General features: G+C 69.9%; 22 protein-coding genes. 10 read left to right on the forward strand and 12 right to left on the reverse strand.

Translation table 11 applies throughout. The features are described from left to right. Positions 1-63: 63 nt before the first annotated feature. Positions 64-786 (reverse strand): GntR family transcriptional regulator, encoded by a 723-nt coding sequence (locus ACL03I_RS35020; RefSeq protein ID WP_355080789.1) that lies wholly within the window; start codon positions 784-786, stop codon positions 64-66. A 187-nt stretch (positions 787-973) separates the two neighbouring features. On the opposite strand from ACL03I_RS35020, the gene ACL03I_RS35025 reads away from it, so the two are divergent. Together ACL03I_RS35025 and ilvA are read left to right on the forward strand one after the other, a co-directional pair. Then, on the forward strand, positions 974-2,143 hold the full coding sequence (locus ACL03I_RS35025; protein ID WP_364430228.1) for a serine hydrolase domain-containing protein: 1,170 nt from the start codon (positions 974-976) through the stop codon (positions 2,141-2,143). A gap of 30 nt (positions 2,144-2,173) precedes the next feature. Then, positions 2,174-3,394, forward strand: a complete 1,221-nt coding sequence (ilvA, locus tag ACL03I_RS35030; RefSeq protein ID WP_412808097.1) for a threonine ammonia-lyase — start codon at positions 2,174-2,176, stop codon at positions 3,392-3,394. Positions 3,395-3,429: 35 nt separating this feature from the next. On the opposite strand, the gene ACL03I_RS35035 is transcribed toward ilvA, so the two are convergent. Continuing rightward, complete coding sequence (locus ACL03I_RS35035; protein WP_355080710.1) at positions 3,430-3,753, reverse strand: DMT family transporter; 324 nt, start codon at positions 3,751-3,753, stop codon at positions 3,430-3,432. Between the two features lie 119 nt (positions 3,754-3,872). Between ACL03I_RS35035 and ACL03I_RS35040 the strand changes: the two genes are divergently transcribed. Then, complete coding sequence (locus ACL03I_RS35040) at positions 3,873-5,138, forward strand: cytochrome P450 family protein (RefSeq protein ID WP_412808098.1); 1,266 nt, start codon at positions 3,873-3,875, stop codon at positions 5,136-5,138. A 36-nt stretch (positions 5,139-5,174) separates the two neighbouring features. Here the strand turns inward: ACL03I_RS35040 and argH are convergent, their stop codons facing one another. The 3 genes from argH to ACL03I_RS35055 all read right to left on the reverse strand — a co-directional run bounded on the left by argH (position 5,175) and on the right by ACL03I_RS35055 (position 8,207). Continuing rightward, positions 5,175-6,584: an argininosuccinate lyase gene (argH, locus tag ACL03I_RS35045; RefSeq protein ID WP_412808099.1), complete on the reverse strand. Its 1,410-nt coding sequence runs from the start codon at positions 6,582-6,584 to the stop codon at positions 5,175-5,177. Between the two features lie 482 nt (positions 6,585-7,066). Continuing rightward, positions 7,067-7,408 carry a hypothetical protein gene (locus ACL03I_RS35050; protein ID WP_412808100.1) on the reverse strand — a complete coding sequence of 114 codons (342 nt, stop codon included), beginning with the start codon at positions 7,406-7,408 and terminating at the stop codon, positions 7,067-7,069. 226 nt (positions 7,409-7,634) lie between these two features. Next, positions 7,635-8,207 (reverse strand): DUF6325 family protein, encoded by a 573-nt coding sequence (locus tag ACL03I_RS35055; RefSeq protein ID WP_412808101.1) that lies wholly within the window; start codon positions 8,205-8,207, stop codon positions 7,635-7,637. A 259-nt stretch (positions 8,208-8,466) separates the two neighbouring features. Between ACL03I_RS35055 and ACL03I_RS35060 the strand changes: the two genes are divergently transcribed. Continuing rightward, positions 8,467-8,823, forward strand: coding sequence for a hypothetical protein (locus tag ACL03I_RS35060; protein WP_412808102.1), 357 nt, complete (start codon positions 8,467-8,469; stop codon positions 8,821-8,823). Positions 8,824-8,857: 34 nt separating this feature from the next. On the opposite strand, the gene ACL03I_RS35065 is transcribed toward ACL03I_RS35060, so the two are convergent. The 7 genes from ACL03I_RS35065 to ACL03I_RS35095 all read right to left on the reverse strand — a co-directional run bounded on the left by ACL03I_RS35065 (position 8,858) and on the right by ACL03I_RS35095 (position 17,358). Beyond that, positions 8,858-10,258, reverse strand: a complete 1,401-nt coding sequence (locus ACL03I_RS35065; RefSeq protein ID WP_412808103.1) for a site-specific integrase — start codon at positions 10,256-10,258, stop codon at positions 8,858-8,860. A gap of 92 nt (positions 10,259-10,350) precedes the next feature. Then, the gene (locus ACL03I_RS35070) at positions 10,351-10,746 is read right to left on the reverse strand and encodes a helix-turn-helix domain-containing protein (RefSeq protein WP_412808104.1); all 396 of its coding nucleotides are present in this window, start codon (positions 10,744-10,746) and stop codon (positions 10,351-10,353) included. 55 nt (positions 10,747-10,801) lie between these two features. After that, positions 10,802-11,059: a helix-turn-helix domain-containing protein gene (locus ACL03I_RS35075; RefSeq protein WP_412808105.1), complete on the reverse strand. Its 258-nt coding sequence runs from the start codon at positions 11,057-11,059 to the stop codon at positions 10,802-10,804. Between the two features lie 269 nt (positions 11,060-11,328). Further along, positions 11,329-14,292, reverse strand: a complete 2,964-nt coding sequence (locus tag ACL03I_RS35080; protein ID WP_412808106.1) for a TraG/VirB4 family ATPase — start codon at positions 14,290-14,292, stop codon at positions 11,329-11,331. Next, complete coding sequence (locus tag ACL03I_RS35085; protein WP_280477826.1) at positions 14,289-16,175, reverse strand: hypothetical protein; 1,887 nt, start codon at positions 16,173-16,175, stop codon at positions 14,289-14,291. The genes ACL03I_RS35080 and ACL03I_RS35085 overlap by 4 nt, the downstream gene beginning before the upstream one ends. 2 nt (positions 16,176-16,177) lie before the next feature. Next, the gene (locus ACL03I_RS35090; RefSeq protein ID WP_412808107.1) at positions 16,178-16,579 is read right to left on the reverse strand and encodes a pilin; all 402 of its coding nucleotides are present in this window, start codon (positions 16,577-16,579) and stop codon (positions 16,178-16,180) included. Then, positions 16,576-17,358: a hypothetical protein gene (locus ACL03I_RS35095; RefSeq protein ID WP_280477828.1), complete on the reverse strand. Its 783-nt coding sequence runs from the start codon at positions 17,356-17,358 to the stop codon at positions 16,576-16,578. The genes ACL03I_RS35090 and ACL03I_RS35095 overlap by 4 nt, the downstream gene beginning before the upstream one ends. A gap of 672 nt (positions 17,359-18,030) precedes the next feature. On the opposite strand from ACL03I_RS35095, the gene ACL03I_RS35100 reads away from it, so the two are divergent. The 6 genes from ACL03I_RS35100 to ACL03I_RS35125 all read left to right on the forward strand — a co-directional run bounded on the left by ACL03I_RS35100 (position 18,031) and on the right by ACL03I_RS35125 (position 25,968). Further along, complete coding sequence (locus tag ACL03I_RS35100; RefSeq protein ID WP_412808108.1) at positions 18,031-18,723, forward strand: hypothetical protein; 693 nt, start codon at positions 18,031-18,033, stop codon at positions 18,721-18,723. A gap of 59 nt (positions 18,724-18,782) precedes the next feature. Beyond that, positions 18,783-19,808 carry a TRM11 family SAM-dependent methyltransferase gene (locus ACL03I_RS35105; RefSeq protein ID WP_412808109.1) on the forward strand — a complete coding sequence of 342 codons (1,026 nt, stop codon included), beginning with the start codon at positions 18,783-18,785 and terminating at the stop codon, positions 19,806-19,808. After that, positions 19,805-22,327 carry a type IV secretory system conjugative DNA transfer family protein gene (locus tag ACL03I_RS35110; RefSeq protein WP_412808110.1) on the forward strand — a complete coding sequence of 841 codons (2,523 nt, stop codon included), beginning with the start codon at positions 19,805-19,807 and terminating at the stop codon, positions 22,325-22,327. Before ACL03I_RS35105 ends, ACL03I_RS35110 begins: the two co-directional genes overlap by 4 nt. Positions 22,328-22,404: 77 nt before the next feature. Then, the gene (locus ACL03I_RS35115; RefSeq protein WP_412808111.1) at positions 22,405-23,409 is read left to right on the forward strand and encodes a replication-relaxation family protein; all 1,005 of its coding nucleotides are present in this window, start codon (positions 22,405-22,407) and stop codon (positions 23,407-23,409) included. Positions 23,410-23,416: 7 nt separating this feature from the next. Then, a complete protein-coding gene (locus ACL03I_RS35120; protein ID WP_412808112.1) occupies positions 23,417-24,430 on the forward strand; it encodes a C40 family peptidase in 1,014 nt (337 codons plus the stop codon). A 47-nt stretch (positions 24,431-24,477) separates the two neighbouring features. After that, positions 24,478-25,968 carry a cutinase family protein gene (locus tag ACL03I_RS35125; RefSeq protein ID WP_412808113.1) on the forward strand — a complete coding sequence of 497 codons (1,491 nt, stop codon included), beginning with the start codon at positions 24,478-24,480 and terminating at the stop codon, positions 25,966-25,968. The last annotated feature ends 594 nt before the right edge of the window (positions 25,969-26,562 follow it).

A 26,562-nucleotide genomic window follows, 5' to 3' on the forward strand; every position in this document is an offset into this window, starting at 1 on the left:
AACTGTGATCGAAACGACGGTAGGAATCGGCTATTGCCCGTCCATTGCGCGGTTATTGCCCGGCTATTGCGCGGCAGATATATCTTCCGGGGCGAGCAGACCGGTATCGGTGGGCAAGGTCGCGATCACGGACTCCAGCCTGCGATGGTGATGTTCGGCGACGAGCAGCAGGCGCTCGACGTCCCGGGCCAGGAACGCGTCCAGCATCAACGCGTGGTCGGTGTGCAGCCGCACTCGGTCGGCCCGGCCGATGTGCACCATCGACTGCACCGGCTCGGTGACGTTCCACGCCGCTTCGAGCATGTGCAGCAGCCGGAACATGCGTGACGGCCGGGTCAGCGCCACATGGAAGGTGCGCGACCCACGGTGATAGGCGGCCGGGTCGTCGTCGCGTATCGCCTGTTCCATGGCCTCGTTCACATCCAGCAGTTCGGCGCGGTCGGCAGCGGAGTGGTTCATGGCGGCCGCGGCGAGCGAGGCCGTCTCCAAGGTCTGCCGCACGATGTACATCTCGCGCAACTCGGCGGCGGTCAGTTGCGCCACCGTGTATCCGGCGTGCGGCTCGTGGGTGACCAGCCCCTCCCCGATCAGCGTCTTGAGCGCCTCGCGCACCGGAATATGGCTCACGCCGAACAGTTCCGCCACCTCGCGCAGCGGGATGACGGTACGGGGCGGCACCGCCCCGTCGAGGATCACCCGGCGCAGTTCGCCGAGGATGATCTGCGGGCGGCCGGGTGTGTCGACGACCAACCTCGCGAGCAGCGCCGAACGTCGTCTCGGGGGCATGACAACACGCTAGGGGCAGCGTGTTGCGTTCCCGGTCACCCGTGTGACGGTCAGGAAACGTCTTCTCACAGTACCGACCGGTCGCGTGGTGGGTGCGGGTCCCGGCCACCGGTCTCGAGCGAAACGAGACACCTAGCATTGGATTGTTCGCGACGCCGCAGGCGCTGAAAGACAGGCACAGGTTTCGATGACAGTTTCGGCAGGACAATTCGTAGATCGCCGCTTCGCGCGATTGGTGGCGGAGTTCGACCGGCTGTTCCGGCGTCCGTCCGACGGCGGCGGAGCGCTGGCGGTCTACTTGCACGGCGAGCCGGTGGTCGACGTCTGGGCCGGTTACGCGCATCCGGATGTCCCGTGGGCGCACGACACCGTCGCGATGGCGTTCTCGACCGGCAAAGGGATCGCCAGCACGCTGGTGCATCGCCTGGCCGAGCGCGGCCTGATCGACTACGACGAGCCGCTCGCGACCTACTGGCCGGAGTTCGCGGCGGCGGGCAAGGAGCGCATCAGCGTTCGGGCGATGCTGACCCACCGGGCCGGGCTGCACCGGCTGCGCGGGCTGCTGCCCGGACCGGTCGAGCGATTCTTCGACGACGCCGCGGTCACCGCGGCGCTCGCGGCCGCCGCGCCCGATCCGCGGCACAAGGTGACCAGCGGCTATCACGGCATCACCTACGGACACCTCGCCGCGGAGCTGGTGCGCCGGGTGACCGGAACGGAATTCACCGACGCGCTGCGCACCGAGATCGCGCTACCGCTCGCGGCCGAGGAACTGTGGTTCCGGGTCCCGGCAGCCGAGCGCGGGCGTATCGCCACCAATTTCCCGCGCCTCACGGTCGCGGGCATGAGCTGGGAGCGTGGCTCGCGGATGCTCGCCCGCACCCGCTTCGCGGCCGCCGCCGACACCACCCCCGTGGGTTTCGCCGAGCTGGTAGCCGATCCGCGCCTACACGACTCGGTGATGCCCGGCCTCAACGGCGTCTTCTCCGCCCGCGCGCTGGCCCGCGTGTACGGCGCGCTTGCCAACGGCGGGCAACTGGACGGGTATCAGCTGCTGCGCCCGGACACCATCGAGCAGATCACCCGGCGGCAGGTGTTCACCCCCGACTACGTGCTGGCCTTCCGTATTCCCTGGGCGCTGGGTTACCACGGCGTGCCGATGAAGCCGTCCAAGGCCGAACCCATCTCGGCTTTCGGCCATTTCGGCCTCGGCGGCTCCGGCGGTTTCGCCGACCCGGCGACCGGGATGTCGCTCGGCTTCGTCACCAATCGCCTGGGCAGCCGGATCACCCCGCTCGGCGACGCGCGCCTGGCGCGCTTGGGGACGCTGGCCCACAACCTCGCCAGAGCCGCCTGATCTCGCCTGCCCGAGTGGCAGCATGGCGCTATGGAGACCGTCGACATGCCGCGGATCGCGGCGGCCACGCGGCTGCTGGACCCGGTGATCCGGCGCACGCCGCTGCTGGCCTCGCGAGTGTTGTCCGAGCGCGTGGGCGCCGAAGTGTGGCTGAAATGCGAGAACCTGCAGCGCACCGGGTCGTTCAAGCCGCGCGGGGCCTACAACCGAATCGCGAATTTGCCGCAGGAGGTTCGGGAGCGCGGCGTCGTGGCCGCGAGCGCCGGTAACCACGCGCAAGGCGTCGCGTGGTCGGCGGCCTCGCTCGGCATCGCGTCGACGGTGTTCATGCCGGTCGGGGCGTCACTGCCGAAGGTGACGGCGACCAAGGCATACGGTGCGCAAGTCCGCCAGGTGGGCGAGACCATCGACGAGTCGCTGGACGCCGCACTGGATTTCGCCGACCGGTCCGGCGCGACGCTGATCCATCCGTTCGACCATCCCGATATCGTGGCAGGCCAGGCCACCGCCGGCGTGGAGATCGCGGAGCAGCTGCCGCAGGTCGGCACGGTGCTCGTGCCCACCGGCGGCGGCGGGCTCTTGGCGGGAGTCGCGGTCGCGCTGCGGCATCTGGCGCCGAACGTCCGCGTCATCGGGGTGCAGGCGGCGGAAGCGGCCGCCTGGCCGGGCTCGCTGGCGGCGGGCCACCCGGTCCGCGTCGAGCGGATGTCGACGATGGCCGACGGCATCGCGGTCGGACAGCCCGGCAAAGTGCCGTTCGGCCATGTGGCCCAGCATGTTTCACGAATCGTGACGGTGGACGAGGAAGCGCTGTCGCAGGCGCTGCTGCTGTGCCTGGAACGCGCGAAGCTGATCGTCGAACCCGCGGGCGCCGCGGCGGTCGCCGCTCTGATGAGTATTTCGCCCGAGGAACTCGGCCTGCGGGGGCCGGTCTGCGCGATCCTGTCCGGCGGCAATATCGACCCGTTGCTGCTGACCCGCGTGATAGGTCACGGCCTGAGCGCGGCAGGTCGCTATCTCGCCGTGCGCGTGACGATTTCCGATCGCCCCGGCGCGCTGGGATCGCTGCTGGCGGTGGTCGGCAAGACGGGCGCAAGCGTGGTCGACGTGGCACACTCCCGCACCGGGACGTGGCTGGCCGTGGACGAGGTGGAAGTGGCGCTCACCCTGGAGACACGAGGTACCGCTCATCGCGACGACGTGCTCACCGCCCTCGGGAACGCGGGATACGGGGTCCACGTATCGGATTGACCCGCGACAACTCGCGGGATGCCTCGCAGCCGAAGTCAGTGCGCGCCGCCGAGTTCCAAGGCGAGCACGCCGAGTATCACGAGCCCGATGCCGCCGACCTGCACGAGGGTCAGCCGCTCGTCGAGGAACAGCACGCCGATCAGCGCGATCGCGGCGACGCCGATCGCCGACCAGATGCCGTAAGCCACCCCGATCGGCATCCCTCGCTTCAGCGCCTGGGCGAGGAAGAAGAACGCCGTGCAATAGCCGACGACCACGACGATCGAAGGGACGAGCTTGGTGAATCCGTCGGACAGTTTCAGTGAAACGGTCGCGGTCACCTCGGAGGCGATGGCCAAGGCGAGCAGCAACAAGGTCATTTTCGCAGCCTAGTCACAGCCGCGACCCGGCTCGGCCCGGCAGCGGTGGGCACCGGCCCTCCCAGTGCCGGGGATTCGCGGACCGGCGACCGTTGCCGACGTGCCGATACGCTCGGCCGATGCGTAGCTCGAACGTTGCGGTGACCGGTTTTCCCTTCGACGAAGTGACCTGCAACGAGTTGCCGTATGCCGAGCGCGATGAGAGGTACCGGCGTGTGCACGAGTGGCCGGAACCGAGTTACGCGCATCGGTCCGGGCTGCGCATGATCTGGAAGTACGACGACGTGCGCGAAGTGCTGGACGCGACGACGCCGGGCATCTCCAACGCGAATTCGCTGGATCCCCTCGTCGGTTACGCGCGCATCGCGGCGACGCCCCGCACCATCCCGCATTTCGTCCGGCACCTGGTTCCGCCACCCGCGAAGGCGACCGCCAACCTGTCCGACGACCTGTTGCACAAGCGGGTGTGGAATACCATGGCCGGGCCTTCTGGGCATTTCACCATCTCCCCCGCCGATCGGGCCGCCCGGGCCGCCGAGATGGCCGAGCACTTCCACGCGGCGGTGCGGGACGCGGGATTCCGGCCCGGCTCGCCGTTGGACGTGACTGCGTTGTCGATCGGTTATGCCGCCCGGACCGTCGGTGCGGCGGTCGGCTTGCCCGCATCGGACTGGCCGAACGTGGCCGCTTGGAGCGGAGCGCAATCGGGACTGCTCGGCCGGGTGATGCGCGGACGCGAACTGGCCGACGCGGTGAGCGCGCTCGGCTGGCTGTTCACCGTCAGCGGCAGAGCGGTCCGCGCGGGCCGCGGCAGCGAGGCGACCGGGTTCGCCCGCACACTGCGCGACGCCGGGCTGTCCCATCGGATCGCGGTATCCGCCATGGCGAACTCATTGGCCGCAGGCGTGCACACGGTGAGCGGCAGCATTCAGCAAGGCGTCCAGCGACTGCTCGGGGATCCGGACCGCGTCTGGTGGGATCTGCTCGCCGAGCCGAACGGCGGCGCACGGGTCGCGGCGAAGATCCTTCAACTCGATCCGGGGCTGGTGGCATGGAAGCGTCGGGCCAGGACGCCGGTCGTACTCTCCAGCGGCACGCGGCTGCCCGCCGGACCGTTGCTCGTGATGTTCGCCGCGGCGAACCGCGACCCGGAGGCGTTTCCCGACTGCCTGGCGCTGGACCGGACCGGCAAATTGCCGTTGACCTTCGGGTTCGGCAGGCATGTCTGTCCCGGCAAGAGCATGGCCACGCTGGCGGTCGAGGAGTTTCTCCGGCAGTTGCGCGAGCTGACGCCGGAGGCCGAACCGGCGCAAGGGTTCGACGTGGGTCCCCGGCGCCGCAGCGATCTGCTGTTCAGCGGAGCCGACATCACCGTCGTCGGATAGGCCGGGTCGCGGATCGCGGACGGGCGGAGCCCGGGTTCAGTCCAGCCAGGCTCGCGCCGCGGCCGCCGCCTCGCGCACCTCCGCGAGCTGCGCCGCGACCTGGACACCGGCCGTACCGCCCCGGGCGTTGCGGGACGCGATGGAGCCCTGCACGGTGAGCACCTCGCGCACCTTCCCGGTCAGCGCCGGGTCGATCGCGGCGAACTCCTCGTCGGTGAGCTCGTCCAGGCCGACGCCGCTGGACTCGGCGGCACGCACGCACGCACCCGCCGCCTCGTGCGCGACCCGGAACGGAACACCCTGGCGGACCAGCCATTCGGCGATATCGGTGGCCAGCGTGAAACCCGCGGGCGCGAGTTCGGCCATGCGATCGGTGTGGAAGGTCAGCGTCGAGACCAAGCCCGCGATGGCCGGGAGCAGCAGTTCGAGTTGCGCGACCGAGTCGAAGAGAGGTTCCTTGTCCTCTTGGAGGTCGCGGTTGTAGGCCAGCGGCTGCGCCTTGAGGGTGGCCAGCAGGCCGGTGAGATTGCCGATCAGCCTGCCCGCCTTGCCTCGGGTCAGCTCGGAGACGTCGGGGTTCTTCTTCTGCGGCATGATCGACGAGCCGGTCGACCAGGCGTCGGCCAGCGTGACATAGCCGAATTCCGGTGTGCTCCAGAGGATCACGTCTTCGGCCATCCGGCTCAGGTCGACGCCGATCATGGCGAGCACGAACGCGGCCTCGGCGGCGAAGTCCCGCGCCGAGGTGGCGTCGATCGAGTTGGCGGCGGCCGCGTCGAAATCCAGATCCGCGGCGATGGCCTCGGGGTCGAGTCCCAGGGAGGAGCCCGCCAGCGCGCCGGAACCGTAGGGCGACACCGCCGCGCGGCGATCGAAGTCGCGCAGCCGGTCGAGGTCGCGCAGCAGCGGGTGCGCGTGCGCGAGCAGGTGATGGGCCAGCAGCACCGGCTGCGCCGCCTGCAAATGGGTCTTACCCGGCATCACCGCGTCCGGATGCGCGGCCGCCTGCTCCACCAGCGCGTCGACCACCGCGAGCACGCCCGCGGCCACCCGGCGCACGCCGTCGCGCAGCCACATCCGGAACAGCGTGGCCACCTGGTCGTTGCGCGAACGCCCCGCCCGCAACCGGCCACCGAGTTCGGCGCCGACCCGTTCGATCAGGCCGCGTTCCAGCGCGCCGTGTACGTCCTCATCCGACTCGGCGGGGCCGAACGCGCCGGACGCTACGTCCGCCGCGAGGCGATCCAGCCCGTCGAGCATGCCGGACAGGTCGGTGTCGGAGAGCAGCCCGGCCTTGTGCAGCACACGCGCGTGCGCCTTCGACGCGCGGATGTCGTAGGGGGCCAGCGCCCAGTCGAAGTGCGTCGACTTGCTCAGCGCGGCCATGGCCTCGGCCGGTCCGGAGGCGAATCGCCCGCCCCAGAGCGCACCTTGGTTCGTGCTCATGCTGTTCCGCCTCTCCGGGTATTCAGGCCGTACCAGTTGGGTGGGTGGTCGGTTTGCGTTCAGGTCTTGCGTTGGGTGTCGGTCGGGTTTTGGGCGTACCCGGTGAGTTACCCATGTGCTCACTTGACGCATAGCCGCACGTCATGGTGCCGACCGTACCGTGTGAATTGCGGCCATTTGTCATCTACTCGTCAAGAATCCGTCCGACGTGTGGAGAGCGGAGCTGAATATAGCGGTGTTGGAGTCACCCCTTCTGACCGGGGCGGACGAGCAAGGCGGGTGCAGGGCAGGTAAGGCGGGAGCATGGATCCGGCGCGCGCCGCGATCTGGCGCGGTCAGTCGCAGCCGGTGGCGTGCGCGGGGTTCATTTAGTGGTCGGCGAACAGTTGAAGGAACGCACCGCCTGATGGCATCTTTCAGATGCCATCAGGCGGTGCGTTGCATCAGGGGTCCCGGTCAGTCCGGGACCCCTGGAGTCACGGCTACTTGAACCAGCTCAGGTTGTTGACCTGGTTGCCTCGCAGGTTGCCGGTGAAGTGGTACCAGACCGTGTAGGGGTAGGAGCAGTCGTATATCTGGCGGGTGCTGGTGCCATACCAGCAATAGATGGTGCTTCCGTCATCGAACTGCTCGCTGGTGGTACCGGGGGCTACGGAGACCACCCCCAGGCGTTCCCCGCTGGGGCCGGCGGCTCGCACCACCTCGACGGGGACGTCCAAATCGTTGTACAGCTTGTACCAGCCGACCGAGCTACGTTCCGCCGACTTCGATGCTTCGGACAACGTATCCTGCTTCACCTCGAGAGCTTGCTCCGCTTTGGTCATTGTCTCCTCCTTCAATCGCTACGCGGCGCTCAACCACAGGCTATGAGCACCTCCCAGGGGCAGAAATCACCCCTTACGGGTGAAAACCCCAGGGATGTCGGAAAACCAGTTCGATTCTCAACACCCACCGCTGGATGGGTGTTCTCGCTGGGGAGGCGGTGGTGGTTTGAACCGCCGTGTCCCCGGCTTCAAGCCCGGCAGTGGCGCGCGCGGTGCGGTGGTCGTGTTATCCGAGGCTGGTGTGGGCTGCGGCGATGTGCCGGGTTCGTGCGGTGATCGCGGGTGCGGTCCGGCCGCTGTCGGCCAGGACGGCGGCGGCGCTGGTGGCCAGCAGTCCTGGTGTGTCGGCCCGCGCGCCGAGGATCATCGACGCCACGGACGTGTTCGCGGGGCACGACGAGTCGGGGCACCGCAGCTGAAGATGAAGGACGAGCTCGCCACCGGACCCGGCGATCTGATCGGCGAGCGCACGGCTCCAGGTCTGCTCGTAGACGACCACGACCGCCGAGGTGGCCACCGGCATCGCCCCGGCCACCGCTGCCAAGTCCTGCTCGGTGAGCAGGCCGAGAGCCTGCACCCGCACCCCGGCCAAGCCGACCTCCTCGAGCGGGTCTCCGGCCTCGACTCGCCGCAGGTAGCCGTTGGCGTCCTTGGCGAGGTAGACCAGATCCAGAACGGTGACGTATCCACCCTCGACGACACCGGACAGACCCGCCCGGACGTGCTCGTTCACGCGCGCTCCGGGGAAGGTGAAAACCACCACCTCCACCGGACCCAAGTTCTTCGATGACTCGGCCATGGAACCATCGTGAGGGGTCGCTGCGGCCCGCCACCTCACCTGTCATGGATGAAGCAGTGTCCTTCCACCCCGACTGCCGCCGTGGCCGAGCATTCCGCTGCCCCGCACCCGGATGGTTTGCGGGTGGCTATCGGTTTGCCGAACGATCCGTATCGGTTCGGCACGATCCTTGTCCGCCTGCCCGTCGAGCCGATAGCGTCGTCTCCGGCATCGCGTCCGAAACAACCTGCGACACACCTGCTGTCGGAGGAGGTGCGAGATGGACCGGACTGTGAACCACACCGGGCGGGGACGGCATCGGGTGCGCCGGGCACGATCAACCCCACGAACCCTGGCACCGCAGACGGCGGTCACTCTGGGATTGCTTTCACTCATTCCCGTCCTGGCCGCGGCCGGGCCGTTGACGGCCAGCGCGCTGATGCTCTACCACGGGGCGATGGCCCAGGACCCGCCTGCGGCGCAGACCCTTGCGGCGGTCACCACCGTCGGCGGGTTGATGGCCCTGGTTGTGGTCATGGTGACGGGGATACTTATCGCCGCCGGATGGCGTTCAGCCCCATCGGCAGCCGACTCCAGCATCAGCCAGCTACCCCGTCACCACGAACACAGAAACTAGTCTCTGCCGAGGCTAGGCACACCACGCTGCTCGACTAGCCGGAGCGGCGGCGTGCTACCTCGTTCAAGGCGGGGCTGAGCTTGTCGCCGATGAGTGCGGTCACGTCGGCGTGTGGCTGGTGTCGTCGCACGTACGATTTGCGCAGCACGCGGGAGGTGTTGCCGAGCTGGTCGGCGACCTTGGTCACGTCGAGTCCGGCCGAGATGCCTTCGGTGCCGAGGTGTTTGCGCAAGCTGTGGGGTGTGACCGCGTCGGGCAGCCCGAGTGCGGCGGCCAGTCGCCGCCAGCGTCGGCTCATGCTTTTGAGGTTGCGTGGCCCGCCGTCGTCCAGATCGAAGAACAACAGGTCTTCGGGCCAGTCCGCATCTTCCGGGGGCGGCGGCAACGCCAACCGAACCTTCTTCAATCGGCGTATCCGGGCGGCAAGCATGTCGAGCACCACACGCGGGAGCTGGACGGATTTGGTGATGAACTTGTCCTGGTTCAGGTCTTCGGCGTCGTGTGCGGTGTAGTCGGTCCATACTTCGGCCGAGCCGTCGCGGTTGCGGATTGCGCCGCGTGGGGTGACGATCCCGGTATCGAAGTCGATGTCGGACTCACACACGCCCAGTGTCTGGCCCAGCCGCCATCCGGTCGCAGCGACGAACAGCACCCAATCGGCGAGATCGTAGGACTCACAGAACTCCGCGACGGTGGGCACCCGGTGTTTGCGCGCCCGTTTGCCTCCCCGCTTGTCGAGGGTGGGGCACGGTGCGTCGGAGGTGTAGACGTCGATCAGGATGCGCGCAACGGTGTCGGAGTCGATGAATGCGGCACCGCCACGGCGGCGGGAGAAGTTGCCCGGTTTCGGCAGCAGCGCTTCGCGGACCGGGTTGCCGGGTGGGAGCGCGCCGACGCGGATGCAGAAGCGGAACATCCCCGACAGGATGTTCTCTTTCAGGATGCGCGGGGCGCTGCCGCCGCGCATCCGGGCTACGTGGCCGAGCATGTCTTCGATGACGGCGGTGTTGATCAGGCCGATCTCGCGGCGTCCGTATTTGGGGATGATGGTGTCACGCATCATCGGTTCGTAGTTGTTGATCGTCTCCTCGAGCCGTCCGCGTGTGCGCAGATCGTCTTTGTACGCGGCCCACGCTTGGGCGAGGGTGGAGCGTTTGGTCAGTGCGCTGGCGAGGGTGACCGAGGAGTCGATCCACTCTTGTGCGGCATCGAGGAAGGCGCGGCGGGCGCGTTCGCCGGTCCGGTCCGGTTTGGCGCGGCCCCGGCTGTCGGTCTCCGGCGGGGATGAGCGGGTGATGCGGTTGTAGTTGCCGTTCCAATCGCGGGGCCGTCCCGATGCCGTCCACACACCCGGCAGGGTGGGGTGCGGTTTCACGTTCGGTTCGGGGACAGTGCCCGGGTCCAGTTCCGGGCGGCCACGTCTACTCTGAACCATGCCTCTATTCCTTCGAGTGGGTGTAGTGGTGTTGGCCTCCGTCGCCCGCTGCTGCTAACAGCGGGGCAAACCGGCGGGGGCCGACTTGTTTTCTAGGGTTGTCCGCCGCGTTCGTGGTCGAGTGCCGCGCCGAGGAGAAGCACGATCTCGCGCAGGGCCTGTGCGCGGCCCTGCTCGGACAGTTGCAGATACATCGGTGCCGTCACATCGGTGAACATCCGCAACGCGCTGGTGTCGTCGGGCTTGCCGCGCGGGTTGTTGTCGAGCGCTCGGGTGAGTTTGAGCAGTGTCGCCGCTTGCGGTGTCCGGCCGGTCTCCAGATTGCTGATGGTCTTGGCTGGCACCCCGGCCAGGCGTGCCAGGTCTTCCTGGGTGATGTTGCGGTTCTTCCGTTCGGCCGAGATCTGCCGAGCCACCTCCTTGCGCTGTTCGACGGTCATGTCCTCGAAGTCTTCGAGCGACCGGTCCTGCTCGTTGCGTTGTTCCACGGGACCACACACTACCATTTCTTTCTAGAAACTTATCTTTCATTCTGGAGTCGAACTAGTCGCCGGTGGTGGTGCCGCCGCGCCGGGTCCGGTGTTCCTGTTCGGCGATCCATGCCTGGACGTCGGTGCGCCGGTAGAAGATCTTGCGGCCGAGAGCGAAGGAGGCGGGGCCGTAGCCGATGTGCCGCCAGTAGCGCAGGGTGCCGATGTTGAGCTTGTATTCCTGCGCCAGTTCGGCGGTGGTGAGCCAGTCGTCGCGCCGGTTGGGGGGTGCGGTGCTGTCGGCGGGGGTGGTGGGTTCGTGATCGGGCATCGGGGTTCCTATCTCGGGAGACGGGCGGGCGGTGCTGGAGGAGGTCGGTGAGGCGGCGCAGGTGAAATGGGGGTGCCTGCGGGATGTTCGGCGAGACTCGCGTTGGGCACTAGCACCGCCGATCCCGGGCCGGGCACCCCGGGGCATCCGGCCGCCCCGCAAACGGCGGTAGACGCGTGTTGGGGCGGCGGGCGCGACAACCGGGTTCGGCCCCGGCGGCGGCGTTGGGGTGTGGGCATCCAGAGATGCTCGTGTGGCAGCGCATGGGCCTATGCCGCCCGCCCGTCGAGAGCTATCTCTGCCCCGCTGCCGTCGGCGAGGTCTGCGGTCCCGGCCTCCGTGTCGCCGGGTTCGGTGAGTGGGGCCAGCGGCGGCAAACGGTCGAGGTCGATGTCGGTATCGCCGGTATCGGCGGTGGTGACGAGTTCGCCAGGGTCGGTGGTGATCAGCGCGTTTTCGGTGGGTGAGGCCAGCGACCCGAACACCGCCCGGTCGGTGCCCCCGACAGCAAGCAGGCCGCTGCCGCGCGCCGCGCAGAGCAGGAACTGTTGTTCGCCCTCGGAGAGCCGGAACGCGGCGGCGACCTCATCGATGGCCTGGGGTGCCTGACGCAGCAGGATCTGGGTGGCGGCGTTGGAGACGATCGCGCGCCCCAGTTCGGTGGACAGGACATCGGCGCTGTCCTGGGTGGCGACGGTGAGTCCGGCCCAGTGTTTGCGGAAACTCTTCGCGGCCCGGAACAGGAACTCGGCGGCGGCGGGTTGGCGCATGAGCAGCCACGCCTCGTCCACGGTGATCATGCGGGGCCGCCGATTCGCCGGGCTCGACACGCGCCGCCAGGTCGCGTCCAGCACGAGCAGGGTCCCGATCGTCTTCAGCTCCTCGGGCAGCTCGCGTAGGGAGAACACGATCAGTCCGCCCTCGGGGTCGGTGGTGGTCGGCCCGTCCACCAAATCCGCATATGCGCCGCCACCGACATAGGGATGCAGGGCGGCAGCCAACTCCTCAGCGGCCGGTGTAGCAAGGCGAGCTAGCTCGTCCCGCAATCGGCTCAGGGTCGGGGCGGGCCTCGTCCAAGTGGCGGGGTCGTCGGTGATCCCGGCAGCGGCATAGGTCGCGGCGAGAGCGGTGTCCAATGCCGCCCGTTGGGCAGGGGTTTGGTCGCCGAGCAGGACCGCGACGAGGGTGTGCAGGAACAGTTTCCGTCGTGTGAGGGCGTCGGCGGGGGCAGTGCGGCGACCATCAGGGCGGGTGTGGATTTCCAGGTCGAACGGATTGAGCCGTCCCCCGCCGGTACCGAGTCGGATGTGGGTGCCGCCGACCGCCGTAGCGAGACGGCGGTATTCGTCTTCGGGGTCGATGACGACCTGTTCAATACCGCGATACAGCGAGCGCAGGATTTCGGTTTTGACCAGGTAGGACTTGCCCGCCCCGCTGCGGCCGAGGACGACCATGTTGTGGTTGTGGGCCTCGGGGGCAAATCGATCCACGAACAACAGCCCCGAGGCGGCGTCGCGGCCGTAGAGCACACCTTCCGGGCGTGTGGCCTGGGCCGGGTCGGGTACCGGCAGTTGCGGGGAGTCGAAGGGGAACGCCGCGGCGAGCGCGGTGGTGTCGAAGGTGCGCCGCACGCGGATCAGGTCGAGCCCGAGGGGCAGGGTGGTGGTCCAGGCTTGGGCGGCGCGATAGGACAGCGTGCAGGTGTCCACGAGCAGGCTCGCCGCCAGCGCCCGCACGGCGGCGACCTCGTCGGCCAGCTCGACTTCTGTGTCGGCGTGCACGGTGAGGTACACCCCGACCCGGAACAACCGGGCCTCCGCACGCGCCACCCGCGCCGAGAGGTCGGCGGCGTCCTCGACCGCGACATCGACCTGTGGGTCGGACAGGCGGCCCCGGCTGGCGTCGTGCATCCGGGAGGACTCCAACCGCGCGAGTTGGTGGCGCAGCCGGGTGGCGGCGGTGGCCGGGTCGACGGGGTCGATGTGCACGGCGACTTCGACGCGGCCGGGATGCGACAGCAGCGGCGCGAGCCACCCGGCGGTCACTTCTCGCGGGTATCCGGTGACCGCGACAGTCGCCACCCAATCGCCACCGATTTCGAGGTGGCGGGTGCCGATCGTCAATGCTTCCGGCGCGTAGCTCGCCCCGCTCTGGCGGGCGAAGGGGTCCTTGGGGAAGGAGTCGCGATCGGTGTCGGCGAATGCGGTGGTGGTGATGATGGCGTCGCGGGGTGTGGTGTCGGCGGTGGCCGAGACGAGTGTTTCGGGGTTGGCGCAGGCGGTCAGGACAGCGGTGGCCTGGATGTCATCGAGGGCGGTGACTGTGATCCCCAGTGGTGCGAGGACGTCGGCGGCCTCGGTCATGCGGCGCAGCAGGCGCGACTCGGCTCCACGACGCGCGGCGGCCGACGAGCCGCGGCGAGTCCGGCTTCGTCCGAGCAGTCGTCGTCCGGGTGAGGTCGCGGCGGCGGGGTTGTCGAGGGGTTCTCTCCAAATCAACAGGACTTGGCGGCGGGTGAGGTGTTCCCCGGCCGCCAGCTCGGCGAGGTGCGCGGCGTGGTCGTGGGCGGCGGCAGCCAGGTCCGGGGACATGTCGAGTGCGGCGGTGTGCAGGGACGCGAGGTGCGCGGACAGGTCCAGGCGGGCTGAGCGGATGAGGATCTGGACGGGTTGGCGCAGGGTGTGCAGCCAGCCCGCGAGTTGCCCGACGAGGCTGTCTTGTTCGGCCGGGGTGCGCAGAGCAAGGTTGAGGGTGCCCGCGACCGCGACGACAGCCAGCCCGTCTTCCCCCAGGTGGATAACTCCGACACCGCCACCACTGGGGGTGATCGACTGCGGTAGCCGCAACTCCCGCGCCGACAACGCCGCCGGAACCGGTGGTCGAGGCCGACCTCGGGTGGCGCGGTCGGTGACCCACCTCGGCGCCGCGAGCACACCTGTCTCGGATTCGGCCACGAGGTGACGTGACCGGAGGCGGTGTCGGATCGCGGCTACCAACAGTAGGTCGGCGGGCAGTCCGTCGCGGCGGGTGAGGATCGCGACGGTCACCACGGCGGCGATCGGGGCGACCACGGCCAGGTACACCAGCGGGGCGACCACGGCCCGGGTGGCGATCCATGCCGCGTACAACAGCAGGGCGGTGGTGGCGAGGATGGCGAGTTGGCGGGCGGTGAACGGGCCGAGTAGCCGGTCGCTGCGTTCGACATCGGCGGGGATTCGCACGGTCGTGGTCATCGAAGCTTTCCTCCTCGGGGAGCGCGGGGGGCGCGGCGGCGCACGGGCAGGTCGGGCAACGGCAGATGCAATTGCCGCCCGGCCGAACGCACCGGCGGCGGGGGCGGTTGCGGTGGTATGCGCGGCGGCGGTGCGGGTTTCACGCGGGTCACCGGGAACGGCAGCGGGTACTGACCGCTGCGCGTCGGCCGGAGCCGCTCGTAGGGGTCGGCCGGTGGTGGCGGTGGCGCGAAATCGAAGGCGAGTTGCTCGGGTCGGCGGGCTCGCGGCACCGACACCCGCGTCGGTGCGCGAGGTGGTTCGGGCGAGGGCATGGGTTTCACGCGGGCAACGGGGATCGGCAACGGGTACTGACCGTCGCGCCCGGGACGGATCCCCCGGTAAGGGTCGGGCGGGGTGAAGTCGAAGGCGAGTTGCCTGCCGCGCGGAGCGCGGACCGCACGAGCCGAGGCGGTGCTCGTCGCGTCGGGGTGCGCGGCGTCGTTCGGGTTCGGTGGCCGCCGGACCCGGCGCACGCCTTCCAGGGGCAGCATCAGCTGGCCGTCGCGGGTGGCGCGTACCCGGCTGTAGGGGTCGGGTGGCCCGGTCACAGCGGCCCGCCGCCGGGGTGGTCGTGGCTGGCGGGGTGTGGCCGCAGCCGCACGCGCCCCGCCGGGTGTGTGCCCGCCGCCTTTGAGCAGGCCGAAGGTTTTGTAGACGACGTAGCTGCGCGCGATCGAGCCGACGAGGCTGCGGCCGTGCCCGATCTTGAGAACCGATAGCAGCCAGAACGGAGTCTTGATCAGCACGCCCATCAGCGCGAGTGCCACGATCAGGTCCACGATGCCGTCTGCGTTGGGGCCGAAGAACTCCCACCCGCCAGGGGTGAGGAACACTCGCAGCACCGTTACCAACGTCAGTGACTGCACCACCTGGATCGCCAAACAGGCAGCGAACGAGTGCCACCACCACCGCGCCACCGCCTCGGTGCCCGGCAGCCCGTGGCACATCAACGCCAAAGGGGCGGCGACGATGAGCAGGACGGTGACCGCGACGCGCACCACGTAGGCGACCAGCAGCACGACCAGCATCACCATCAGCGCGACCATCAACAGCAGCGCGAAGACTCCGCTCTGGGTGCCGCCGGTCGCGGTCAACTCGGTCAACGCCGCTGCCGCCGAATCGGAGTCGACGCCGTGGCCGGCGAGGGCTTGGGCGAGGGCGTTGGCGAACCCGATCGCGGTGGTGGCGATGACCATGCTCATCGCTCCGGCGATGAACCCCACCGCCAGTCGTGGTGCCAGCTCGCGGATCGACCACCGGGTCTGCAGGGTCTCGCGCACCATCAGCAGCACCCCGGCCGCCATCACCACCAGCACATACATCGCGGCCACCAACTGCCACGACTGCGACCACAGTGCTCCCACCTGCGGCAGCTCGCCCGGTTCGGGAGTGGTGAGCAGGGTGCGTGACAGCAGGTCCAGCAGCGGGTTGAGCGCGGAATCGACCAGCCGCTGGAAGAACCCGTCGATAGCTTTCGCTACGCACCCGGAGATGTTGCTCACCCCGCACTCACCCGCCCCCGCCCCCGGCGTGGCCGGGGTGGGGACCGTCGAGTCGGGAACACCTGGAGTGGGCGATGCCGGGGTGGCGGGTGGAGGCGTGACCCAGCGTGACGGTGGCACCGCCGAGGTCGGAGCCGGTGTGGCGGGTGCGGGTGTCGTCGGAGCCGAGGGCACCGGCACAGGCGGCGTCGACGGTTGCGCGGCGGCGCTCACGATGCCGGTGAAGATGAGCAGTACCGCGGCGAGCACCACCGCCACCGTGGCCGCGACGGCGTGGCCCGTGCGCTGTGCCCGTCGCCCGCAGGCGGGCGCGGCGCGGGTGGGGACCGGGGCGTTCACGGTCAGGCTCCGACGATGGATTTGAGGACGGTGACGATGACCGGAGCCAGCATCGCCAGCGCGTACCCGAGGCAGGCCGCGCGGAAAGCGCTTTTGGCCTTCTCCATCTCGGCCGGGTCGCCCGCGCCGATGAGGTAGCGGGCTCCCGCGACGGTGAGGCACACCGTTGCCAGGGCGGCGAGGATGCCGATCAGCCAGTTGCGCAGGTTGTCGAGCACCTGGTCCAGCGAGGACGCGATCGCCAGCACCGGCGGCCCCGGTGGTGTGGCCGCCGCCGACCCGGCCGCCGCCACCAGGACGACGGCGATGGTGCAGGCGGTCGCCGCGAGCGTCGCCCACCGCCGAACGCGAACAACGCGCGCCCGGCGCTGCGGTGTTGTGGCTGTGTCGAAGAGTCGGTTCATGCGCATGAGCGCACCTCCTGGTCGTCGGTGTCGGGGCGGGCCGGTGTGTGCGAGGTCTGCTCGATCGCGCGGGGCTTTGGTGTTCGTGTGCGGTGGGTGGCTGCCCGCCGATCCCCGTGCGTCGCGTCCGTGTCGGCGGTGGCGGTGGGGTGGTTGTGGGTGGGCAGCGTGTCCAGGACGCGGGTTTCGGTGGTGGCGGCTGCGGTGTCGCGGGCGCGCTCGGCCAGCCATGCCACGAGCCGCGCTTCGGCGCGCTGGCGTCGTTTGCGCAACGCCCAGTGCGAGTCGCCGCGTTCGGCGGCCAGGCAGTTCAGCGGGCGGTGCTCCCACCGGGTGAGGGCGATCAGCTCGGCGGCCCCGGCGGTGAGGACCCCGTCGGCGACGGCCAGGGCGAGAACGGTCTCGGGGTGACCTGGCTCGCTCACCATCACCCGGCCGTACTTCGCGATCAGATCGAGGTCGTCGTGGTCGGCGACCGCCTCGGTGAGCACGTCCTGTTGACGGACAGCCCTGATCGCGGCGCGGTAGCTCGCCCACCGCAGTCGATGCCACACGCCCGGCTGATCCAGCTCGACGCACCCGAGGTGGGTGAGAAACCCGGTCAGTACCTCGGACTCGATGTCATGGCGCTTGGGGCTGGCGGGGGCGGCGAACAATCCGGCCGTGCCCGCGAGCATCGGATACGCCAGGCTCGCGCACACCAGGGTCGCGTCCCCGCCGTATGCGCGGGACCGCTCGATCAGCCACACCCAGATCTGGTCGACTCGAACGGTCGTCACGCCGGGCTGCCACAGCAGCTCGCGTAACCCCCTCCACGACTGCACCCGCCTCCACGGGACCGGTTGCGGTACCGGGCGCGGATCGGCGGGCAATTCCTGCGCGGCAATACGTTCGAATGCCGAGGACGCCACCGATAAGGGCGAGCCCACCGCCACGATCGGCTGTGATGAATTCCCGTACTTCGATTCCGTCACCATCTACTCCTGCTCGGTGGAAAACGCGAAAGATTCCGACCCGACAAGGACACCGGAGACCCACCCCCAAAACACCCCCAGAACACATCTAAAACACCCCCGTGACACATTAGAACCACACCCACGGCACCCCCACTCGGGTAAGTAACCCTCTGGCACACCACCGTCGCCCGGCCAGTCACACCCTCACGCGCGGCACCTACTACCAGGGGTTGTGTATGTACCGGGGTGGTTTGGGGGCGTTTTGGGGGTGGTTGGGTATCGGCTGTGGCAACTCTTCGGATGCAACGGAAAAAATATTCTTTCCAACCGAACACGAGGGCGCTACCCGCTTTCGTAACAGCGGTGCCGATAGCTGATTGCGAAGCCGCGAAAAACTCGCGCGAAGAAATATCGGTATCGGGTGTCCAAAAATGGGGTTTTCGGCGGGATTACTTCAGTAGATACATCTTTCTCCCACCGTCAGGAGCACACCCCATGACCGCGACATCTCGTCAGCGTCCATCCCGGTCCGTCACCGCCGCCACCCGCGCGGCGGCTCCGGTAGCGGTCCCCTCGACCCTGTGGGCCGCCGGAGCCCAGACCCTCGATCCCGGCGACCACTGGCCCGAACCGATCCTGTCCCGCGCGGTGCGGGAGTTCTCCGCGCCCGGGGACCGGGTGTTGTTGATCGGCTGGCCCGCTCCCGCCAGTCGCGGCGAGCTACGGGTGATCGAGCCGGACACGGCGGCGGCGATGGCGGCGGTGGCTGCGCTGGGCCGCCACGGCGAGGACGACCCCACCCCACGCACCGCTGCGGATGAGCCGATGGATCTGGTCGTGGCGAGTTTGCTGGCCGATCACCTCGACCCGGTAGCCGCCGCCGAACACCTCGCCGCGCTCGCGGTGGAGCGGTTGGCGGCAGGCGGGTTGCTGGTCGTGCTCGGGCGCTGCCGCCACAGCCGCGACGGGGTGCTGATCGATCCGGCCGGTGCGGTCGTGGCCGCCGCTCAGGCCGCCGATCTGCTCTACCTCCAGCACATCATCGCCGTGCCCGTCACCGGCACCACCATCACCGCGACATTGCCCGCCGCCGCGCCCGACTCGGGCGCCGCTCGGCATGTGGTCGCGCACACCGACGTGTTCGCGTTCCTCCAGCCCCGCTCCGACGAGTCCGCCTCGCCGCGGTGACTCCTCCCGCCATGCCCGCGCAACGACCACCGACCGACCGATATCGCGAAAGACACTCGATGACACTCGACTCCACCACCGACACCGACACCACCGGCACTGTCGACTCCGGCACCGCGACCCCGACCGGTCCCGCCGCCGTCCCGGTGTCGGTGTGGGCCACCGCCCAGACCGCGCCTGCAGTGCAGCGGCGGGGCCGGTATCACCCCGACAGCGTCAAGCACCCGGCGAAGATGTTCCCCGCGATCGTGCAGCACGCCGTCGCCGCCTACACCCGCCCCGGGGACCTCGTGCTGGACCCCATGTGCGGGATCGGCACCACACTCGTCGAAGCCCTCCACACCGGCCGCCGCGCAGTAGGTGTCGAGTACGAGAGCAGGTGGGCCGAACTGGCGCGCACCAACATCGGGCTCGCCCGCGACGCCGGTATCGACCTCGATGCCGCCGTCTACAACGGCGACGCCCGCAAACTCCCCACCCTTCTCCCAGAGGAGGTGCGTGGCCGGGTGGACCTGGTGATCACCTCCCCGCCCTACGGCGACTCCACCCACGGCCACGTCCGGGTCCGCGCCGGGGAAGGCGTCCACAAATACAACCACCGCTACGGCGCGATCCTCGATCGCGGCAACCTCGCCAACGTCGGGCTCGGCCGCCTCCTGTCGGGGTTCACCCGCATCCTCACCGGAGCCGCCGAATACCTCGCTCCGGGCGGGCATGTGGTGATCACCGCCCGGCCGTGGCGGCAGCACGCCGAGCTGGTGAACCTGCCCGCGCACCTGATCACCTGCGGCACCCTCGCCGGGCTCGTCCCGGTCGAGCGCTGCGTCGCCCTGTTGGGGCGGCTGTCGGAGGGTGACCTTGTCGCGCGCAGCAGTTTCTTCCAACGCGACTTCATCGTCAAACAGCGCGCGGCCGGGCTGCCGATGCACCTCATCGCGCACGAAGATGTCGTCGTTCTCCGCAAGCCGCTGACCGCCTCGGCCTCGGCCGAACAGCGGGGCACTCGCGGCCAGCTCCAGTACGGCGCTGCCCCGTTCTGGGGCACGCCCACCACCGCCACTGTGCTGGGGCAGGTGGCGGCGTGAACACCACCGCGAGCCCTGAGCAGGGGTGGCTGGGCCGGGCGCTGCTCGCGCCCGGCGCGACGCTGCGCGATATCGCCGCGACGATCGGACACAGCCTGGTTTCCCCGGCCACCCTCGTGGTGGCGCTGGGAGTGGCCGGTGTGCTCGCCGCGGCGCGGGCACTGGTGCGGCGGCGAGGCCGCCGGCTGCGCGCCCAGGCTCGCCAGGTCACTCTGCTCACCCCACCCGTCCTCGACGCGAAGGGCGCGCTCGCGTTCTGGTCGCACCTGATCGGGCAGCTGCGCCCGGCGTGGGCGCGGCTGCTGTTCGGGCAGCCGCATCTGGGGTTCGAGTACACCGTGACTCCCGAGGACGGAGCCGCGATCCGCCTCTGGGTCCCCGGTACCGTTCCGCCCGGATTGATCGAACGCGCGGTCGCCTCGGCCTGGCCCGGCGCGCACACCGACACCACCCGGCCTGCCCGGTCTCCGCTACCAGACGCCTTGGACGGCACCCGGCGGATCATGGCGGGCGGTGAGTTGCGGCTGGGCCGCCGCGAAGGTCTGCCGCTGCGCACCGATTACAGCGGCGATCTGGTGCGGGATCTGATCACCGCCGCCGACGACCTCGCTCCCGGCCAGGCCGCGTGCGTGCAGATCCTCGCCCGCCCGGTCACCGGCCGCCGCGTCGCCCGCGCCACCCGCAACGCCGCGACTGCCAGGTCGGCGGGGGCACCGGCCGGGGTGGTGACGGCGCTGGCGCGCGAGGTGCTGAACCTGATCACGCCAGAACCCCTCACCCGGCCCGCCCGCACCAACGGCACGGGCGCGGCGTCGGGAGACCGGCAAACAACGATGGAGTACACCGCCGCCGCCCGAGCGGCGGCCACCAAGGCGCGAGGCGCGCACTGGGAGACCGTCGTGCGCTACGCGGTATCGATACCGGTGCCCGGCGACCGAGGCCGTGGCGAGGCGCGGGCGGTGGCACGCGGACGCGCGGACGCTCTCGCGACAGTGTTCGGGGCCTGCACCGACCACAACTACTACCGGCGACGCCGCCGCCTCCGGCTCGCACTGCTGATAGCCGAGCGGCGACTCGAGCGCGGGGACGTGTTGTCAGTCCCCGAACTCGCCACGATCGCGCACTTGCCCACCGACGACGGGCTACCCGGCCTGCAACGCGCCGGAGCCCGCGCCCTCACCCCAGCACCGCAGATCCCCACCGGCGGCCCGCACACCAAACCCCTCGGCCTCGCCGATACCGGTGGCCGCCGACCGGTCGCGGTCAAGGTCTCCGACGCCCGCCACCACCTGCACATCCTCGGCCCCACCGGCGTCGGCAAGTCGACACTGCTGGCGCGGCTGATCCTCGATGACGCCGACGCCGGGCGCGGGGTGATCGTCATCGACCCAAAAGGCGACCTCGTCACCGATGTGCTGTCGCGGCTGCCGTCGCGCCTCGGTGACCGGGTCGTGCTGTTCGACGCCGACTCCACCGCGCCGCCGCCGTGCGTGAACCCGCTCGACATCGGCCGGATCGGGCGGGCGGGACTGGATTTGGCGGTGGACAACCTCGTCACGGTGTTCCACCGGATCTTCCACCAATGGTGGGGGCCGCGCACCGACGACATCATGCGCGCGAGCCTGCTCACCCTGTGCGCCCAACCCGGCACCGCCACCCTCGCCGACCTGCCCCGCCTACTCACCGAACCCGCCTTCCGCCAGCGGGTCACCCGCACCACCCCCGACCCCGTCCTGCGCGGATTCTGGGACAGCTACGAACAACTCAGCGACACCGGCCGCGCCCAACTCATCGGGCCGCTACTGAACAAACTGCGCGCGTTCCTGCTGCGGCCGTTCGTGCGCGCCGCCATCGCGGGCGGACCCTCCACCATCGAGTTCACCGACATCCTCGACCAGGGCGGAATCTGCCTGGCGAGGTTGCCGAAAGGCTCACTCGGGGAGGAGACCAGCCGCCTGGTCGGCTCACTACTTGTCGCACGGACCTGGCAGGCCGTCACCGCCCGCGCCCGCGTCCCCGCCGCCGACCGCCCCGACGCGGCTTTGGTGTTGGACGAGGCGCAGAACTTCTTGAACCTGTCCACCCCCGTCGAGGACATGCTCGCCGAAGCCCGCGGATTACGCCTGTCACTGCTGCTCGCGCATCAGAACCTCGGCCAGCTCACCCGCGAGTTGCGCGACGGTATCTCCGCCAACGCCCGCAACAAGATCATCTTCGCGGTGTCTCCCGACGATGCCCGCGATCTCGCCCGCCACACCGACCCCTGGCTGTCCGAACACGACCTGACCCACCTCGACGCCTTCCACGCCGCCGCCCGGCTGCTGGTCGATGGACAGAACGCCCGCCCGTTCACCCTCACCACCCGGCCGTTGCCGCCGCCGACCCCCGGTCGTGCCCGCGAGATCGCCGCCGCCGCCCGCACCCGCCTGTCCACACCACCCGACACCCCCGCGCCCGGCGGCAAACCCGCCGTCGCCAGCGGCCCGGCACCCGGCACAGGTGACCCCCGGCTGATCTAGCCCCCACAGCCGAGGACGGCGCGCGCCGGAGACACCGCTGCCCGTGTCCTCGTCTCCTCGAAAGGCTCCCCTCGCTGATGATCACCCACCCCGATCGGCAAGCCGACCTGCGCGCGCCGCACCCCGCCCGATCCCGGCCCTCGGGATCGGAGAAGGTCCCGCTGGTGCCGCCGTTGACCGGCCGTGACCGCTGGATCCTGCGAATGCTGCACGAGCATCGCGTTCTGACCACCAACCAGCTCGCCGAGCTGGCCTTCCCCACCCCCAAGATCGCCCGACGCCGCCTGGCGATCCTGCACCACTACCGAGTCCTGGACCGGTTCCGGCCCCTGCGCCCCCGCGGCAGCGCCCCCTCCCACTGGGTACTCGCACCAGCAGGAGCCGCCGTGCTCGCCGCGGAAGCCGCCGCCAGCGTGCGCGATCTCGGATACAACCACCAGCAGGCCCTTGCGGTCGCCCACAGCCTGCACCTGACCCACACCCTCGGCGTCAACGAATGGTTCACCACCCTCACCACCGCCCACGACCCGGGCGGGCGGGTGACGGCGTGGTGGTCGCAGACCCGCTGCCAGCGACTGTGGGGTGACCTTGCCCGCCCCGACGCCTTCGGCCGCTACACCCACACCGGCACCGTCTTTGACTTCTTCCTGGAATACGACCTCGCCACCACCGCCCTGAGGCGTGTCGCGGCGAAGCTGCACGGCTACGGCGAGCTGGCCCGCACCACCGGCGTCATCACCCCCGTCCTGTTCTGGGTACCGACCACCGCGCGGGAGACCAACGCTCGCGACACGGTGCGCAAGAGCTGGGAGCGGCTGCCCGACCCGGGCGCGGTGCCGGTCGCCACCGCCGCCGCCGAACTCCTCGCCCCCTCCACCGATCCCAGCCCCGCCGACCGGGTGTGGCTACCCCTCGATGCCACCCGCGCGAGCCGTCTGCACCTGCGCGAGCTGGCCGCCGTCTGGCCCCGCCGCACCCCACCCAGCAGCGATATCGACGCCGAGCCGACCACGACCGCCCTCGGCGGGCAGGTCATGCTCGCGCCACCACCACCCCGACCGCCGACAGTCCAGGGCTGGTGAAAAGGCGATGCTGGTCAAAGCGCTCGGTGCGGGTGGTGCTGCGGTGGTGTTCTGCGTCGTCGTGATCGCCGCCGTGGTCGCCACCGTCATCGTCTACGACCAGCCGCTACTGGCCCCCGCACCCTCGGCGGCTGCGGGCAGCACCCCCAGCCCGCAAGCGGGAGAGGACATTCCGCCCGATCTGCTGGTGCTCTACCAACAGGCCGCCGGGGATTGTCCCGGCCTGGACTGGTCGGTGCTCGCCGCGATCGGCAAGATCGAGACCGACCACGGCCGCTCACCCCTGCCGGGTGTGCGGTCCGGGGAGAACTCGGCTGGGGCCGCCGGGCCGATGCAGTTCCTGGCCCCGACCTTCGAGGCCGTGGTGTCCCGGCACCCCTTGCCTGTGGGCGGGGCGAGCCCGCCCTCGCGCTACAACCCCAGCGACGCCATCCACGCCGCCGCCCACTACCTCTGCGACTCCGGCGCCCCCGCTGATCTGCGTGCGGCGATCTTCGCCTACAACCACGCCGACTGGTACGTCGAGCAGGTACTCGACCAAGCTGCCCGCTACCGCGCCACCGCCCCCTCCGGCAGCGGTGACTGCCACACCATCCAAGCCGCGAGTCCCGCCGCCGCGCAGGCGATCTCCTTCGCCTGCGCCCAGCTCGGGGTCGCCTACGTGTGGGGCGGCAACGGCCCCGAAGTCAACGGCGGCTGGGACTGCTCCGGGCTCACCCAGGCCGCCTACCGCGCGGCCGGAATCACTCTGCCCCGCACCACCTACGACCAGATCCACACCGGCCCCCACATCCCCGAAAATCAGCTCATCCCCGGCGATCTCGTCTTCTACGGCGCCGCCGACAACAACGTGCACCACGTCGGCCTCTACCTCGGAGGCGGACGCATGGTCCACGCGCCGACCTTCGGACAGCCCGTCCAGGTCAGCGCCTACCGCTATCCCGGCGACGACTACTACGGCGCGACCCGACCCGCCGCGATCAACTCACCCGCACAACATGATTCGCGTGACTCACCGTAGCGCCACCACGACGCCTGTTCCGAACCGACACCGACAGGAGAACCACCATGCGCATCCGCCACCGGATCATCCGCCCCCGCCGCCACATCGTCCGCGCGCTGTTGTGTGCCGCCGTCGCTACCGCGACCGGCGTCGGGGCCGGTGTCGCCGCCGCAGACCCGACCGCGGCCCCCGCCGCCGCGTCCTGCCCGCGCTGGACCGCGCTGCTGGTGCCGGGCACGTGGGACACCGCACCGGCCGCCGACCCTACCCGCCCGGTCGGGATGCTCGCTCCTATCGTGCAGGGCCTGGCCGCTCGCTACGGCAGCAATATCGACGTGCGCACCCTCGCCTACAGCGCCGACGTCGCGCCCGACACCACCTCTCAAACACACGGTGCGCAGACGCTCACCGCCACCCTCGCGGGTTTGTGCTCGACCACGCGCGTGGTGCTTGTCGGCTACTCCCAGGGCGCCGATATCGCCGGCGACCTCGCCACCGCCATCGGCAACCATCGAGGCCCCATCCCCGCCTCGAGGGTCGTGGCGGTCGGACTCGTCTCCGACCCCCACCGCGACCCGGCCACCACCCAACTCGGGAACTCGGTGCCCGGACGAGGCATCGCCGGTCCCCGCCCGCTGGGCTTCGGCGACCTCACCGACCGCGTCCGCACCCTCTGCGCCGAAGGCGACCTCTACTGCTCGACCACACCCGAGACCTCACCGGTCCTCGCCGCGGTCGGCCACGCCGTGGCTTCGGTCCCCGACTCGGCCGGGGCCCCGCCGTCTCCCGCCCCGGCCCCGGCCACCTCGGCGCAGGTCCCCAGCTCGACATCGGCATCGGCCCCCACCACCGGCGCGGGCGGGACCCCACCGGCCTCGACCGGGGTCTCGATCGGAGGTCTGGATCCTTCTCAGGTACTCGCACAGGTGATCACGGTGCTGGGCGGGCTGGCCGAGTTCGCCACGAACGTGCCCGCCATCGCGGGCGATCTCGCCCAGCTGCCCGCCCTCGTCGGCACCGGCGACATCCCCGGCCTGCACCGGCTCGCCGGGGACCTCAACAACCAGTTCGCCCCGGTCGTGCGCATGGCCGCCGGCATCGACCTGCGGCTGGTGGCTCATGTGTTGGCGTTGGCCGCGCCGCTGGATACCTCCGGATGGGTCGGGGTCGCCGCTCAGATCGTCGGCATGCTCGCGGGCCTGGACATCGCGCGGATCGCCGCCGACATCGGGCGCGCCCAGGAGATCGCCTGGACCGCCGTGCAGGCACTGGCCGCCGGTGACCCTCTCGCCACACTGGCCGCGTTGACCGGATTCGCCCCGGTCGCCACCGACCTCCTCGCAGCCACCGCACAAGCGTTCACCGGGACCCGGGTCGGGTCGCTGGCCCAGACCTACACCGCCACCACCCCACCGGCCACCGGCGCCGCGCTGGCCCAGCAGGGCAGCGACGCCGCTGGATTCGCCGCCAGCGGGGTCCACGCCACCGGCTACACCACCGCCGCCACCACGACGCTGCTGGGCTGGCTCGAGAACGCCATCGACCACACGACATAGATGTTGGTTCAGGTGGAGCAGGGATGCGTGCGGTCTGGCGTGGCCACTGTGGCACGCGGTCTGCTCGTCGTATGGACTTGCCCAGACGATCGCACTGAGGCGATGCTGGAAGGACGGGAAGCTGGCAAGAGGCTCAACCGGGTGTCAGCAGCGTCTTCTCGGGCAAGGTGCGCTAGACGGTCGGCGCTCCTCGAAACACGGTTGAACTGTGACGTGCCCGTTCGCCCGCTTCTGCCGGGTGGGCGTTTCCAGCGGGCGGCAATCCCGCCGTAGACCGCTGGCTTCCATCGACCCCAGGTAACGGCCGCCGGTAGTTTGCCACGCCCTGGGGCTCGACCAACGGTCATTCCGCATCGCGCCGCGGGGCGGGCTCCCTCTTCATGATTGGAGACCCGTCATGGGCAAGGAATGGATGGACCGGGAATCAGCCGATCGTATCGGCGCCGCCGCTGAGCGGGACCCTTCATCGCCGACAGCGACATCGGGGTTCGCGGAGCGTGCTGATGCTGCCGCAGATCGCAACGAGGCTGACTGCCTCGAAGACGACGATTGAGCACTCGGTGGTGCCGAGATTGTCGCTTCCGGTTGAAGACT

Origin of the sequence: Nocardia sichangensis (genome assembly GCF_047200615.1) — a bacterium.
Classification (GTDB): Bacteria; Actinomycetota; Actinomycetes; order Mycobacteriales; family Mycobacteriaceae; genus Nocardia; species Nocardia sichangensis.